Origin of the sequence: Tardiphaga sp. OK245, from assembly GCF_900108575.1 — a bacterium.
Lineage (GTDB): Bacteria > Pseudomonadota > Alphaproteobacteria > Rhizobiales > Xanthobacteraceae > Tardiphaga > Tardiphaga robiniae.
Map to the genome: position 1 here is coordinate 855,122 of NZ_FNWZ01000002.1, position 14,003 is coordinate 869,124.

Consider the following 14,003-nt stretch of genomic DNA (forward strand, 5'->3'; position numbering starts at 1 on the left):
GGTGCGCTCAGGATCCTGATAGCTACTTCCGCACGCAGATCACACGCACCATCGCAGCCCTGGCATCGGTCGAGGTGCCGTTCGCGCTCACGCCATTCGCTTTGACGAAATTCCGCACGAGTTCCGCGGGCACCAGTGCCGCCTGTGGCGCTGCATTGGGCGGGCCGGCAACGAGCAGTGGCTTCAACTGCGCGAGGCCCGCAAATTTGCCGTCGCTGTCGATGGCGGCTGCGCCGGAAAAACCGAACCCCGGTGCGGGTGAGAGGGCCAGTTCGCTGCCGGTGCCGACCGGCGTGGTGGACGCCTTCACGCTGGTGACGGCTGCGCCGCCGCCCTGGTTTTGCGGATCGGCAATCCCTACGAGCTCAAGATTGGGCTTCGCTGCGCCAGTGCCAAGCGACAGCGGCTTCAGCTCGCGCGCGCCATAGATGCGCAGCAATGCGAGATCGCGCACCTTGTCCTCGGCGACTTTGTCGGCATTGCCGTAACCAGCGACGACAATGGACATGCAGCTGTCTACGGCCTGGCGATCGGTGACGATGGTGCCGTCATCGCTCACGACGATCCCCGACGCATACTCAACCTTCTTGCGTGGCGGTGGGCCCATCGCCTGTGCGCCGGTCGGGAATGCGTTGAAGGCTGACGACATCGCAATCACTACCGGCTCCATCGTGCCTTCGGTGGCCTGATCGTAGAAGATCGAGAGGATGCGGACCTCGGAGTCCTTGAACTGGCCGCGGATGTAGAACTTCTTCTGGTTCTGCAGGCCGGACAGCACGAAGAAATCTGGCTTCACCACCTGATAGTCGATTTTGCGGCCGGGCTCCTTGCGCTCGGCCTCGGCGAGTTTCGCGGTGGAGGGCGCGTCCTCCTTGCGGCGCGCCAGCGTGATCTGGACCGTGCCGGTGGAGGACGACCATTTGCTGCCGTTCGCGTCGGAGGCCTGCTGCGGCACCAGCTTGCCGGGAATGCCAAGCCGTGCGCCGGTCACCATGTCGGTGACCATTTTCCAGCCGACATTGTCCTGAAGTTTCCTCGCTGCCGCGCGCAGCAGATCGCGCTCCTGCGGGTTCAGGACGCCCGTTTGCTTGGCGCCGTTGTCCTTCTGGAACGTCTTGATCGCATTGACCATGCGATCCGAGACCTCGCCGGTAATGGCGCCGTTATATTGCCCGGTCCATGCCAGATCCGACTGGATCCCCAGCCGCTCGGCCTGCGCCATGGCATTGGCGGTGTCGGCAGGGGTCTGCAGCGCCGGACGGATCGGTGTGGTGGTGACCGGCTTCGGCTTGATGCCCTGCACCGCGGGAGGCGTCGCCTGCACCTGTGCGTGAGCCGCAGAGGCCGTCACGATCATCAATGTTGCTGAAAGCATCGATCTCATGACATGTCCGGTCTTGAAGCTGGTGATTGATTTCGGTGGAATTAAGCACATCTCGTGGGTCGGTGACAGCGCGGGAAGGGTTCACGACAATGCGGGACCTGATCTGTGGCCTCTTCCTGAGGAGGCGCTTCTTCAGCGCCGTCTCGAAGGATGAGCTGTTCATCTCATGGTTCGAGACGCGCGCAAGAAGCGCGCTCCTCACCATGAGGGTCGGAGTTTGGAGCGACTATTGCGATGCTGAATGCCGATGAACTCGAGCGCTATGCGCGTCACATTGTGCTCCGCGAGGTCGGCGGTCCCGGCCAGACTGCGCTGCAGGGCGCGAAGGTGCTGGTGATCGGCGCCGGCGGGCTGGGCGCACCGGCGCTGATGTATCTGGCGGCCGCGGGCATCGGCACGCTCGGTGTGGTCGATGACGACACGGTGTCGCTGTCGAACCTGCAGCGGCAGGTCATTCACGCAACGCCGGATATCGGCGCGTTGAAGACCGACAGCGCCGCGGCAAAGATCCATGCGCTCAATCCGCATGTCAGATTTATCGGCCATGCCGTCAGGCTCAATGCAGCGAATGCGATGGCGCTGTTGTCGGGCTACGACATCGTGCTCGATGGTTCCGACAATTTCACCACGCGCTATCTGCTGTCGGATGCCTGCTATCTCGCAAAGAAGCCGTTGATCTCCGCGGCGCTCGGCACTTTCGATGCGTCGCTGACCACGATCCGTGCCCATGAGGCCAACGCGTCGGGCGCATTGAACCCGACCTATCGCTGCCTGTTCCCCGAAGCGCCGCCGCCGGGCACGGTGCCGAGCTGCCAGGAAGCCGGCGTCATGGGCGCGCTGGCCGGCATGGTTGGCTCGATGATGGCGCTGGAAGCGATCCGCGAGATCGTGGGCTTTGGTGAAGGGCTGGTCGGGCGTCTGCTGATGATCGACGCCCGCAACATGCGCTTCGAGACGCTGCGTTACGGGCGCGATCCGGCGAATCCGCTCAACGGGGATGCGCCGAGCATCAGGGATTTGAGCGCATATTTGTGAGGCGCTTCTTGTCCCTCCCCACTGCGCTGCGCTTGGGGGAGGGAGGCCACTAGCGTCTTCGCGTCTCACGCCCGCTTCTTTTCACTGTCCATATGCGCGAGATGCTCGTCCGGATAACGGCCGCCGGCTGCCGCATCGGCCGGGATCGCCTCCGCCAGCGCCCTGAGATGCGCGGGCGTGAGTTTCACATCCAGCGATCCCAGCGCTTCAGTGAGCCGATCCCGTCGGCGGGCACCGACCACGGGCAGGATATCCTGGCCCTGTGCGGCGACCCAGGCGATGGCGACCTGTGCGACCGAAGCGCCGATGTCGTCGGCGACAGCGCGGATTTTGTCGACCAGCGCCAGATTCTGATCGATATTCGCGGCGCTGAAGCGTGGGCTGTGGCTGCGATAGTCCTTCGCGTTCATGCCGTTCTTGGTGAAGTGGCCGCCGATCAGGCCGCGCGACAGCACACCGTAAGCCGTGATGCCGATGCCGAGCTCGCGGCAGGTCGGCAGGATGTCATCCTCGATACCGCGCGAGATCAGCGAATATTCGATCTGCAGGTCGGTGATGGGATGCACCTTGTGGGCACGGCGGATGGTCTCGGAGCCGACTTCGGAGAGGCCGATATGTTTGACATAGCCGGCCTTGATCAGGTCGGCGATGGCGCCGACGGTGTCCTCGATGGGCACATTGGGGTCGAGCCGCGCGGGGCGGTAGATGTCGATGACCTCGACGCCGAGCCGCACCAGGGAATAGGCCACGAAATTCTTGATCGCTATCGGGCGGTTGTCGAAGCCCATGAAGGCACCGGCGGGATCGCGCATACCGCCGAATTTGACCGAAAGCTGCAGGCTGTCGCGGCTGCGGCCGCGCAGGGCTTCGGCGATCAGGAGTTCGTTGTGGCCCATGGCGTAGAAGTCACCGGTGTCGATCAGGGTGACGCCGGCCTCCAGCGCGGCGTGGATGGTGGCGATGCTTTCGCCTCGGTCGGCCGGGCCGTAGACATCCGACATGCCCATGCAGCCGAGGCCGAGCGCGGCCACTGTGGGGCCAGTCTTTCCGAGTTGAAGGTGTTTCATGGTGGTTCTCCCAGAAGGCGGCCGGACCGATCCTTTGCCGCTGCCGCCCCGATATGAGCCCGCTCCATTGATCCGATAAGCTGGACAATCCCGAAAGGCTTGTTCACTCTGTCGAACAATGAGCGATCTCGATCTGCGCGATCTGGCGGCCTTTCTGGCGGTGGCCCGGACCCGGAATTTCCGGCGGGCTGCAGTAGAGACCCATGTCTCGGTGTCCAGCCTGAGCCAGCGGCTGCGCGATATGGAAGAGCGGCTTGGCGTTCGTTTGCTGCATCGCACAACGCGCAGTGTTGCGCTTACCGAAGCCGGAGAATTGCTGCAGCGCAAAATCGCTCCGGCTATGGGCGATGTCCATGCTGCGTTGCAGCAAGTTCGCGATTTCGGTGATGTGCCGTCTGGCCGCCTCAGGATCAACGGTCCGGCGCCAGCCATCGATATCGTGGTGGCGCCGATGGTTACGCCATTTCTGCAGCAATATCCGCAGGTTGAGCTCGAGATCGTTGCCGAAACGTCATTGATCGACATCGTCGCCAAGGGGTTCGACGCCGGCATTCGTTATGGCGAGGATCTGGCGCAGGACATGATCGCGGTCTCGCTGGGGCCACCGCAACGCTTCGTGATGGTGGCTTCTTCGCAATATATTGCGCAGCATGGGCGACCTATTGCACCGCAGCAATTGCTGCAGCATTGCTGCATCAGAACGCGTTTCGACAACGGTTCTATCCCAGAATGGGAGTTCGAAAAGGACGGCCAAGTGGTCAGGATCCCGCCGCGGGGGCCGCTGCTGGCGAGTTATTCCCGGCTCGGGCTGGAAGCGGCCCGGGACGGACTTGGCTTTTACGCGGTGTTTGAGGGCTATGTGCGGGACGACCTCGCGACCGGGAGGTTGGTCAGCGTGCTGGAGGACTGGCTGCCGCCATTCCCGGGGCCGTTCCTGTATTATCCAAGTCGTCGGCAGCCGCCGCCGGCTTTGGCGGCGTTCGTGAGTTTTGTGGCGGAGTGGCGCAAACGGGAGCGGCGGGCTGCGGCCCCGGAGAATCCCAGTGGATCAGAGCGGCAGGGGGATCGCTGAGGCGGTCTCGCGGGTCTGCCAGAAGGTCAGCACGCGCTGTGCCGTGGCGGGCACCAGGCGCTCGAAATTCTGTCGGGCTTCCTCGACATCGGCGGCGGCAGGCGAACGGCCGGGGCCGAGACGCAGCGTCATCAGGGCGCGGACGGTGGCCCAGGAAATCCCGATTGATTTGCCGAGGATCAGCATCGGATCGTCGCGGTCGCCCTTGAGGAGCTGGTCAATGGTCCCGATCCGCACGCCCGACAGAGCGGCGAGGGCGGCGGCGGTTTCCTCATATTGATGGGCGCGGGCAAAGCGCAACAAAGCCCCTTCGTCCAGCTCGTCGGCCTGGTGGAGCTTGCGAATGGCACGCTGCGCGGTGGCGAAGTCGCGGGTGACGGCCAGATGCGTCGGCGTACCGGTGATGTCTTGCATCGCGCGGTTGATCGCGTTGCGCAGTTGGGGGGCGGCGGCATCGAACAGCCGGCGGCGAACCACCTCCACCGACTGCGCCAACAGGTGTTTGAGCTGTTCCGGCGCGAGATCGTCGCGTTGCCCGACCGTGACGGCGAGGGCGCCATCATCGCTGGCGCGGCGAATGAGGCCGGTATAGCCGAGCTGCGAGAAAGCCGCACCGGCGTTGCCGGCCACGCGGCGGATCACATCGCGGTCGCCGCGGCGGACGATCACGTCGGTAATGCGCGGGGTCAGCGTCGAGCGATCGGAGATCGCCAGCAGATGCGACTGGCCTTGGGCCTTGGCGATGTCGACCAGTGTCGGTTCGTCGATCAAGGGTGAGCGGCGCAACAGCGGCCCGGCGATCAGGATCTCGTCATCGCGGACGAGCAAGGCCACCAGTTGCGGCGGTGCGTTGACGAGATCGGACAGCCGTTCGGCCAGCTCGGTGCGTGCTTCGACCTCGGTTTGTGGAACCAGACTCGTCAGAACGCCGTCGAACAGATCGACATGGGCCGGTTGAAAACGGGATGCGCCCCTTAGGAAAAGCTCAGAAATCTTACGCACCGCCTCGCCGCGCCGCTTGGGATCGCCATCTCTGACGATGTTCTCCAGCCCGGGAATGAGCGATTTCGCCTCAGCCATCAAAAAATACTCAACACCACCATACGGAAAGGCTGGGGCACCCTAGATGGGGTTGATGAAGGAACGGTTAGTCCGCAGGATTGGGCTACCGCGGGTTGCAGAAATATTGCGGGGCAGCCACTGCGGCCTTGCCGGGGCGCCGGAAAAGGGCTATATCGCCCACAACTTATTAGGTTCTCATACGATCGCGTTTGAGAGTGGGCCCCTCGGGACCCGCTCTTTTTTATTACCTGAACGGACCTTGGCCGATAATCCGGCGGGGCTCGCCCGGGTCAAAAAGGGCCGAAAGCCCGACGCGATACACTTCTGCAGGCTGCACGCGTATTCAGACATCCTCCAACCGGAATACTTCGATCCTGGACATGACCGACCAAAACCCAGAAACCGTTGATACCGAGCTGCTTTCCGAGCCGCGCCTGGTGATCGAGCCGGGTGCTGCGGCGCGGGTATCGGCAGTCGCCACGCCCGTGCTTGAAAACCTCGGTTACCGGCTGGTGCGGATCAAAATTTCCGGCGAGCTCGGCTGCACCGTGCAGATTATGGCGGAGCGGCCGGATGGCACCATGCTGGTCGAGGACTGCGAGGCGATCTCACACGCGCTGTCGCCGGTGATGGACGTCGCCGATCCGATCCAGCGCGCCTATCGCCTCGAAATTTCCTCGCCCGGCATCGATCGTCCGCTGGTCCGACGCTCCGATTTCGAGCGCTATCATGGCTATCTGGTTAAGATCGAGATGGCTGTCGCCGTCGGCGGCCGCAAACGCTTCCGTGGCCTGCTCGGCGCTATCGAAGGCGACGTCGTCCTGATCGATCGGGAAGGCGCCCGCGACGGCGAAGACCCCATCACGCGGTTGCCGCTGGAAGATATCTCCAATGCCAGCCTGGTGTTGACCGACGAGCTGATCGCCGAGTCCATGCGCCGCGGCAAGCACGCCGAGCTTGATCTCAAGCGGGAGCTCGGTCTCGCGCCGCCGCCGGCACCGCATGCCAAGCGCAGCGATCCCAAGAAGAGCTTTGCGCCGAAGCCGAAACTCAAGGTCGCGAAAGCTACCAAGAAGCCTTTGCCGAAGAATACCAAAGAACATCGTCTGGCCGCCGACCGTGCGCGCCGAGGCGAAATCGATCCCATCGAAGGAGAATGAGCTATGGCCGCTGTCAGCGCCAATAAACTCGAACTGCTGCAGATCGCCGACGCCGTCGCGCGCGAAAAATCGATCGACCGCAACATCGTCATCCAGGCGATGGAAGAGGCGATCGCGAAAGCGGCCCGCGCGCGTTACGGTTCCGAGACCGATGTGCATGCCGAGATTCATCCCAAGACCGGCCAGCTCTCTCTGACCCGCCACATGCTGGTGGTCGAGGACGTCGAGAATTCGTCTTTCCAGACCTCGCTGTTTGACGCGCAGCGCGCCAATCCGGGTGCGCAGATCGGCGATACCATCGCCGACACGCTGCCGCCGCTGGAATACGGCCGTATCGCCGCGCAGTCCGCCAAGCAGGTCATCGTGCAGAAGGTGCGCGAAGCCGAGCGTGACCGGCAGTACCAGGAATTCAAGGATCGCATCGGCGAGATCGTCAACGGCATCGTCAAGCGCGTCGAATACGGTTCGGTGATCGTCGACCTCGGCCGCAGCGAAGCCATCGTGCGTCGCGACGAGATGCTGCCGCGCGAAGTGTTCCGCAACGGCGACCGCGTTCGCGCCTATGTGTTCGACGTGCGCCGCGAGACCCGTGGTCCGCAGATCTTCCTGTCGCGCACCCATCCGCAGTTCATGGCCAAGTTGTTCGCGCAGGAAGTGCCTGAAATCTATGACGGTATCGTTGAAATCAAGGCCGTGGCCCGCGATCCCGGTTCGCGTGCGAAAATTGGCGTGATCTCGCGCGACTCGTCGGTGGATCCGGTCGGCGCCTGCGTCGGTATGCGTGGTTCCCGCGTGCAGGCCGTGGTCAACGAGCTGCAGGGCGAGAAGATCGACATCATTCCATGGTCGCCGGATATCGCCACTTTCGTGGTGAACGCGCTGGCGCCGGCAGAAGTCTCGAAAGTCGTGATCGATGAAGATCGTGAGCGCATCGAGGTTGTCGTTCCCGACACCAATAACCAGCTATCCCTTGCGATCGGTCGTCGCGGCCAGAATGTGCGCCTGGCTTCGCAGCTGACCGGCTGGGATATCGACATCCTGACCGAGCAGGAAGAATCCGAACGTCGCCAGGCCGATTTCGAAAATTCCACGCGCGTCTTCATGGAAGCGCTGAACGTCGACGAAGTCGTCGGTCAGCTGCTCGCGTCGGAAGGTTTCACCTCGGTGGAAGAACTTTCGATGGTCGATGCCAAGGAACTGTCGGGCATCGAGGGCTTCGACGACGAAACAGCGGCCGAATTGCAGAGCCGTGCACGTGAATACCTCGAGCAGCTCGAAGCTGAACTCGAAGGCAAACGTAAGGAACTGGGTGTGGAAGACGCTTTGAAGGACGTTCCGGGCGTGACCCTCAAGATGATGGTCAAGTTCGGCGAAAACGACATCAAGACCGTCGAGGATCTTGCCGGCTGCGCCACTGACGATCTGGTGGGCTGGACCGAACGCAAGGAAGGCTCCGAGCCGACCAAGCACCCGGGCATTCTCGATGCCAGCGAAATTTCGCGTGAGGACGCCGAGCATCTGATCATGCAGGCCCGCGTCGTGGCCGGCTGGATCACCCAGGCCGATCTCGACAAGGGTGCGCCGCTCGACGCCACCGAAGAAGCGTAAGGACAATGCCACGCGCATGCTCGCCATTGCTGACCAAGCAGATCTGGACAACGGCCCCCGGAGCACCAAGCCCGGGACCGAGCGGATGTGCGTGGTTACGCGGAGCGTGCGCCCGATCGATGATCTGATCCGGTTCGTCGTCGCGCCCACGGGCGAGGCGATCCCGGATCTGAAGCGCAAGCTTCCCGGCCGCGGCCTCTGGGTCACGGCCTCCCGCAAGGCGGTGACCGAGGCGGCGAAGCGCAATCTTTTTGCCAAGGGCTTCAAGAAAGCGGTCAAGGCGTCGCCGACCCTGGCCGACGACACCGACAAGCTCATGGTGCGCGGCGTCATCGAGGCGCTGGCCATAACTGCCAAGGCCGGTCAGGTGGTTTCCGGCTTCACCAAGGTCGAAGACGCCCTGCGCCGCGGAACGGTCGGTGTTCTTCTCCACGCCTCCAACGGCGCCCCCGACGGAATCCGCAAACTGGACAGCGTTGCCCGGCAACGCGTGGAATTTGACGCGGAATCCGGCGACGACGCGCCGAAACTGCCGATCATTACGGTTTTAAGCTCCGATGAATTGGATTTGGCATTGGGGCGGTCAAATGTGATACATGCTGCCGTGCTTACGGGCCCGGCGGGCAAAACGTTCCTGTCGCGCAGCCAGACTCTGGTCCAATACCGGCTGGCTGACGACGACATCAACGCAAGCGCCAAAGCTTCGCTGACAACTGCTGCGCCGGAGACGGAGCCGCTGACGCCAACGATCTCGCTGATCGAAACTTCGACGACTGTGCGACCGCGCACAACGCAACAAGATTAGGACTGCTGAATGGTTGATACGAAAACGCCTGGTGACAAGACTCTGAGCGTTCCCAGCAAGACCTTGACGCTCAAGCCGCGCGTCGAGCAGGGCACTGTGCGCCAGAGCTTCAGCCATGGCCGCACCAAGCAGGTGGTGGTCGAGAAGCGCGGCAAGCGCCGTATGCCCGGCGATGCGCCCGCGGCTGCGCCTGTCGCCGCACCAGCAACTGCTGCTCCCGCACCTGTCGAGACTGCTGCACCAGCTCCCGTTGCTGCTGCGCCGGCTGCTCCCGCTGCAACTGCTGCGCCCGCGGCGCCGGTTGCGCGCGCTGCTGCGCCTGCACCGGCCGCACCGGCTTCCCGCACCGCTGCCCCTTCTCCCGCAGGACGCAGCTCCGCTCCGCCTCCCGCAGCGCCGCCGTCGCGCGCGCCGCAGCGCCCGCAGCCTCCGGCCCGTTCAGGTTCGGGCGTCGTGCTCCGCACCCTGACCGAAGAAGAGCGCAATGCCCGCGCCAGCGCGCTGGCCGATGCCCGCGTGCGCGAGCAGGAAGAGCGTCGCCTCGCCGAGATCGAGGCTGCCCGCCGCAACACCAAGGAATTCAAGGAACAGGAAGAGCGTGAAGCTGCCGAAGCCCGTCGCAAGGCCGAGGAAGAGCGTCACCGCCAGGAAGAAGAAACCAAGCGCCGCGCCGAAGTCGAGGCCAAGCGCCGTCAGGCTGAAGCCGATGCGAAGGCCGCCAAGCCGGCCACGACGACGGCCCGTCCCGGCGCCCCCTCAACTACGCCTGCGCGTGCGCCCGGCGTCGCTGCCGACGGCACCGACGAGGATGAAGGTCCACGCGTCATTCGCCGTGGTCCCGGCGGCGCCGCGCGCCCCGTGATCGCGCCGAAGCCTACTGCCAAGCCCGGTCCGCAGAAGGAGCGCGGCCGTCTCACCGTCGTTACCGCGCTGTCCGCTGGCGACGTGCGCGAGCGTTCGATCGCCTCGTTCCGTCGCCGCACCCAGCGTCTGAAGGGTCATCAGTCAAACGAGCCGAAGGAAAAGCTGGTTCGTGAAGTCACGATCCCGGAAGCGATCACGATTCAGGAACTCGCCAACCGTATGGCTGAGCGTGCCGTGGACGTGATCCGCTTGCTGATGAAGCAGGGCGCGATCCACAAGATCAACGACGTCATCGACGCCGACACCGCGCAGCTGGTGGCCGAAGAAATGGGCCACACCGTCAAGCGCGTTGCCGAATCGGACGTTGAAGAAGGTCTGTTCGACAAGGTCGATGATTCCACCGATACCGAGCCGCGTTCGCCGGTCGTGACCGTCATGGGTCACGTCGACCACGGCAAGACCTCGCTGCTCGACGCGTTGCGTCATGCCAATGTGGTGTCCGGCGAAGCCGGCGGCATCACGCAGCATATCGGCGCTTATCAGGTCACGTCGCCTGAGAGCGGCAAGAAGATCACCTTCATCGATACGCCAGGCCACGCTGCGTTCACCGCGATGCGTGCCCGCGGCGCCAAGGTCACGGATATCGTCATCCTTGTGGTGGCGGCCGATGACGGCGTCATGCCGCAGACCATCGAAGCCATCAACCACGCCAAGGCAGCCGGCGTGCCGATGATCGTGGCGATCAACAAGATCGACAAGCCTGATGCCAAGGCGGAGCGCGTGCGCACCGAACTGCTGCAGCATGACGTGCAGGTCGAATCCTTCGGCGGCGACGTGGTCGACGTCGAAGTGTCGGCGAAGAACAAGACCAACCTCGACAAGCTCCTGGAAATGATCGCGCTGCAGGCCGATATTCTCGACCTGAAGACCAATTCGGAGCGTCCGGCGGAAGGTACCGTGATCGAAGCCAAGCTCGATCGTGGTCGTGGTCCGGTGGCGACCGTGCTGGTTCAGCGCGGCACCCTGAAGGTTGGCGACATTATCGTGGCCGGTGCCGAAATGGGCCGTGTCCGCGCGCTGATCTCCGATCAGGGCGAGACGTTGACCGCGGCAGGTCCGTCGGTGCCGGTCGAAGTGCTCGGTTTCAACGGTCCGCCGGAAGCTGGCGATCGTATGGCCGTGGTCGAGAACGAAGCCCGCGCCCGTGAAATCACCGGCTACCGTGCGCATCAGAAGCGCGAGAAGTCCGCGGCCTCCACCAACGGCATGCGCGGCTCGCTCGAGCAGATGATGAGCCAGCTGAAGACCTCGGGTCGCAAGGACTTCCCGCTGATCATCAAGGCCGACGTGCAGGGTTCGCTCGAAGCCATTCTCGGCTCGCTCGAGAAGCTCGGCACCGATGAAGTCGCTGCGCGCATCCTGCATGCGGGCGTCGGCGGCATTTCGGAATCGGACGTCACGCTGGCGGAAGGCTTCAACGCCGCCATCATCGGCTTCTCGGTTCGTGCCAACAAGGAAGCCGCTGCTGCTGCCAAGCGCAACGGCATCGAAATCCGCTACTACAACATCATCTACGATCTCGTGGATGACGTGAAGAAAGCCATGTCCGGTCTGCTCGCGCCCACACTGCGCGAAACCATGCTGGGCAATGCGCAGATCCTCGAAGTGTTCAACATCTCGAAGGTCGGCAAGGTTGCGGGTTGCCGCGTCACCGACGGAACCGTGGAACGCGGCGCGAATGTGCGCCTGATCCGCGACAACGTCGTGGTGCACGAAGGCAAGCTGTCGACACTGAAGCGCTTCAAGGACGAAGTGAAGGAAGTGGCGTCAGGCCAGGAATGCGGCATGGCGTTCGAGAACTACGGCGACATGCGCGCCGGCGACGTGATCGAGTGTTACCGCGTAGAGACCATCCAGCGCTCCCTGTAAGTCCAAATCTTACAGAGAGACCGGATTTAAACGAGACGTCATGCCCGGCCTGCGCGAAGCTAGCTTCGCTAGATGGCCGGGCATCCACGTCTTTGAATTTCAAAAGAGCAGTCGTGGATGGCCGGGACAAACCCGGCCATGACGAATTTTGTTTTCGTAGGGAAACCGATGCCCAAGCATCACCAAAAATCTGCCGCGCCGGGCGGCTCGCAGCGTCAATTGCGCGTTGGCGAGCTGATGCGCCACGCGATTGCCGATATCCTGTCGCAGGGTGGGGTCCACGATCCCGTTCTGCAGACCACCATCATCACCGTGCCCGAGGTGAAGATGTCGCCCGATCTCAAGCTCGCCACCGTCTATGTGATGCCGCTCGGCGGCCAGAACACCGAACCGGTGCTGAAGGCGCTCGCGGCGAACAAGAGCTTCCTGCGAACCGAGGTCGCGTATCGCGTGAACCTCAAATACGCCCCCGATCTCCGCTTCCGCATCGATGAGCGCTTCGACGAAGCCGAACGCATCGACAAACTTTTGCGCACGCCTGCCGTTGCGCGCGACCTCAAACCAGACTCGGACGAAAACGAATGACTGTGACGACCCCAGCCGCCGCCCTCGATTCACGCCTCGATGAAGCGGGCAATGGCGAGCCCACCCTGTCTCCGGCCGTGCAGCACGGCGACCACGGTCAGCAAGGTGACCGCGGCGGCAATGACCAGCGTCAGCATCAGGGCCATCGCGGCAATAACGATCCCCGCCATCAGGGCGGCAAGCAGCGTCAGCAGGGCCAGGTCCGGCGCGACAAGCGCGACGTTCATGGCTGGGTGATCCTCGACAAGCCGATCGGCATGACCTCGACCCAGGCCGTCGCGATCGCCAAGCGCCTGTTCCAGGCCAAGCGCGCCGGCCATGCCGGTACCCTTGATCCGTTGGCGTCCGGCGGTCTGCCGATCGCGCTCGGCGAAGCCACCAAGACGGTTCCGTTCGTGATGGACGGCCGCAAGCGCTATCGCTTTACGGTCGCTTGGGGCGAGGAACGCGATACCGACGACACCGAGGGCCGTGCGACCTTCACCAGCCCGAATAGGCCAACGGCCGACCAGATCAGGGCTCTGCTGCCGCAATTTACCGGCAATATCGAACAGACCCCGCCGCAATACTCGGCGATCAAGATCCAGGGCGAGCGCGCCTATGATCTCGCCCGCGACGGCGAGGTGGTGCCGCTGGTTCCCCGACCGGTTGTGATTCACGAATTAGTCCTGACAGAACAGCCAGATAGCGACCATGCCGTGTTCGAAGCCGAGTGCGGCAAGGGCACTTACGTGCGTGCGCTGGCCCGCGATATCGGCCGTTTACTCGGCTGCTACGGCCATATCAGTGCGCTCCGGCGTACCCTGGTCGGACCTTTCGCCGAAGCCGACATGATTCCGCTGGAACAGTTGGAGGCTTTGTGCGATAGAGCCGCGTCTGGCGAGGGTAGCCTCGCCGACGCGCTACTGCCCGTTGAGACCGCGCTGGACGACATCCCGGCACTGGCCGTCACACGGGCGGATGCGGCAAGGCTCCATCGGGGCCAGGCCGTTTTGTTGCGCGGACGGGATGCGCCCGATTGTAGCGGCACAGTTTATGTCACGGTGGCAGGGCGATTATTGGCCCTCGCTGAAGTTGGCAACGGCGAACTCATCCCCAAGCGCGTGTTTAACCTGACCGGACTGACCGCCAGTTCGGCCCGCAAAGAAAGTAACTGACGATGTCGATTACCGCAGAACGCAAAGCGGAAGTCATCAAGACCAATGCCAACAAGACCGGCGACACTGGTTCGCCGGAAGTCCAGGTTGCGATCCTCTCCGAGCGCATTGCCAACCTGACCGGACACTTCAAGACCCACACCAAGGACAACCATTCCCGCCGTGGTCTTTTGAAGCTCGTCTCCACGCGTCGTTCGCTGCTTGACTACATCAAGCGCAAGGACGAGGCGCGCTACAAGGCGCTGCTCGAGAAGCACAACATTCGCCGCTAAGCG

At 63.4% G+C, this 14,003-nt stretch carries 12 protein-coding genes; 9 read left to right on the forward strand and 3 right to left on the reverse strand.

Annotated elements, in window-relative coordinates:
* Positions 1-22: 22 nt before the first annotated feature.
* Positions 23-1,384, reverse strand: a complete 1,362-nt coding sequence (locus tag BLW80_RS10735) for a serine protease (RefSeq protein ID WP_093757895.1) — start codon at positions 1,382-1,384, stop codon at positions 23-25.
* Between the two features lie 234 nt (positions 1,385-1,618).
* Here BLW80_RS10735 and BLW80_RS10740 point away from each other — a divergent pair, with 234 nt between their 5' ends.
* Positions 1,619-2,419 (forward strand): HesA/MoeB/ThiF family protein, encoded by an 801-nt coding sequence (locus tag BLW80_RS10740; RefSeq protein ID WP_093757896.1) that lies wholly within the window; start codon positions 1,619-1,621, stop codon positions 2,417-2,419.
* Between the two features lie 65 nt (positions 2,420-2,484).
* Here BLW80_RS10740 and BLW80_RS10745 read toward each other — a convergent pair whose 3' ends face one another.
* Positions 2,485-3,486, reverse strand: coding sequence for an aldo/keto reductase (locus BLW80_RS10745; protein ID WP_093757897.1), 1,002 nt, complete (start codon positions 3,484-3,486; stop codon positions 2,485-2,487).
* A 118-nt stretch (positions 3,487-3,604) separates the two neighbouring features.
* On the opposite strand from BLW80_RS10745, the gene BLW80_RS10750 reads away from it, so the two are divergent.
* Positions 3,605-4,558, forward strand: a complete 954-nt coding sequence (locus BLW80_RS10750; protein WP_093757898.1) for a LysR family transcriptional regulator — start codon at positions 3,605-3,607, stop codon at positions 4,556-4,558.
* On the opposite strand, the gene BLW80_RS10755 is transcribed toward BLW80_RS10750, so the two are convergent.
* Positions 4,535-5,638 (reverse strand): DUF2336 domain-containing protein, encoded by a 1,104-nt coding sequence (locus BLW80_RS10755; protein WP_089266433.1) that lies wholly within the window; start codon positions 5,636-5,638, stop codon positions 4,535-4,537. The two genes, BLW80_RS10750 and BLW80_RS10755, sit on opposite strands and share 24 nt — an antisense overlap.
* Positions 5,639-6,000: 362 nt before the next feature.
* On the opposite strand from BLW80_RS10755, the gene rimP reads away from it, so the two are divergent.
* The 7 genes from rimP to rpsO all read left to right on the forward strand — a co-directional run bounded on the left by rimP (position 6,001) and on the right by rpsO (position 14,000).
* On the forward strand, positions 6,001-6,780 hold the full coding sequence (gene rimP, locus BLW80_RS10760; protein ID WP_093757899.1) for a ribosome maturation factor RimP: 780 nt from the start codon (positions 6,001-6,003) through the stop codon (positions 6,778-6,780).
* A 3-nt stretch (positions 6,781-6,783) separates the two neighbouring features.
* Positions 6,784-8,388 carry a transcription termination factor NusA gene (nusA, locus tag BLW80_RS10765; RefSeq protein ID WP_068734140.1) on the forward strand — a complete coding sequence of 535 codons (1,605 nt, stop codon included), beginning with the start codon at positions 6,784-6,786 and terminating at the stop codon, positions 8,386-8,388.
* A 16-nt stretch (positions 8,389-8,404) separates the two neighbouring features.
* Entirely contained in the window at positions 8,405-9,193 is a 789-nt protein-coding gene (locus BLW80_RS10770) for an RNA-binding protein (protein ID WP_093758215.1), read from the forward strand.
* A 9-nt stretch (positions 9,194-9,202) separates the two neighbouring features.
* Positions 9,203-11,986, forward strand: a complete 2,784-nt coding sequence (infB, locus tag BLW80_RS10775) for a translation initiation factor IF-2 (protein WP_093757900.1) — start codon at positions 9,203-9,205, stop codon at positions 11,984-11,986.
* Between the two features lie 168 nt (positions 11,987-12,154).
* Positions 12,155-12,571, forward strand: a complete 417-nt coding sequence (gene rbfA / locus BLW80_RS10780; protein ID WP_068734171.1) for a 30S ribosome-binding factor RbfA — start codon at positions 12,155-12,157, stop codon at positions 12,569-12,571.
* Positions 12,568-13,728, forward strand: a complete 1,161-nt coding sequence (truB, locus tag BLW80_RS10785; protein ID WP_093757901.1) for a tRNA pseudouridine(55) synthase TruB — start codon at positions 12,568-12,570, stop codon at positions 13,726-13,728. The genes rbfA and truB overlap by 4 nt, the downstream gene beginning before the upstream one ends.
* Before the next feature lie 2 nt (positions 13,729-13,730).
* Positions 13,731-14,000 (forward strand): 30S ribosomal protein S15, encoded by a 270-nt coding sequence (gene rpsO, locus BLW80_RS10790; protein WP_068734145.1) that lies wholly within the window; start codon positions 13,731-13,733, stop codon positions 13,998-14,000.
* The last annotated feature ends 3 nt before the right edge of the window (positions 14,001-14,003 follow it).

Coding starts and splice junctions, on each gene's coding strand:
- BLW80_RS10735 (WP_093757895.1), bottom strand. CDS start 1,384: ATGAGATCGATGCTTTCAGCAACATTGATGATCGTGACGGCCTCTGCG.
- BLW80_RS10740 (WP_093757896.1), top strand. CDS start 1,619: ATGCTGAATGCCGATGAACTCGAGCGCTATGCGCGTCACATTGTGCTC.
- BLW80_RS10745 (WP_093757897.1), bottom strand. CDS start 3,486: ATGAAACACCTTCAACTCGGAAAGACTGGCCCCACAGTGGCCGCGCTC.
- BLW80_RS10750 (WP_093757898.1), top strand. CDS start 3,605: ATGAGCGATCTCGATCTGCGCGATCTGGCGGCCTTTCTGGCGGTGGCC.
- BLW80_RS10755 (WP_089266433.1), bottom strand. CDS start 5,638: ATGGCTGAGGCGAAATCGCTCATTCCCGGGCTGGAGAACATCGTCAGA.
- rimP (WP_093757899.1), top strand. CDS start 6,001: ATGACCGACCAAAACCCAGAAACCGTTGATACCGAGCTGCTTTCCGAG.
- nusA (WP_068734140.1), top strand. CDS start 6,784: ATGGCCGCTGTCAGCGCCAATAAACTCGAACTGCTGCAGATCGCCGAC.
- BLW80_RS10770 (WP_093758215.1), top strand. CDS start 8,405: ATGCTCGCCATTGCTGACCAAGCAGATCTGGACAACGGCCCCCGGAGC.
- infB (WP_093757900.1), top strand. CDS start 9,203: ATGGTTGATACGAAAACGCCTGGTGACAAGACTCTGAGCGTTCCCAGC.
- rbfA (WP_068734171.1), top strand. CDS start 12,155: ATGCCCAAGCATCACCAAAAATCTGCCGCGCCGGGCGGCTCGCAGCGT.
- truB (WP_093757901.1), top strand. CDS start 12,568: ATGACTGTGACGACCCCAGCCGCCGCCCTCGATTCACGCCTCGATGAA.
- rpsO (WP_068734145.1), top strand. CDS start 13,731: ATGTCGATTACCGCAGAACGCAAAGCGGAAGTCATCAAGACCAATGCC.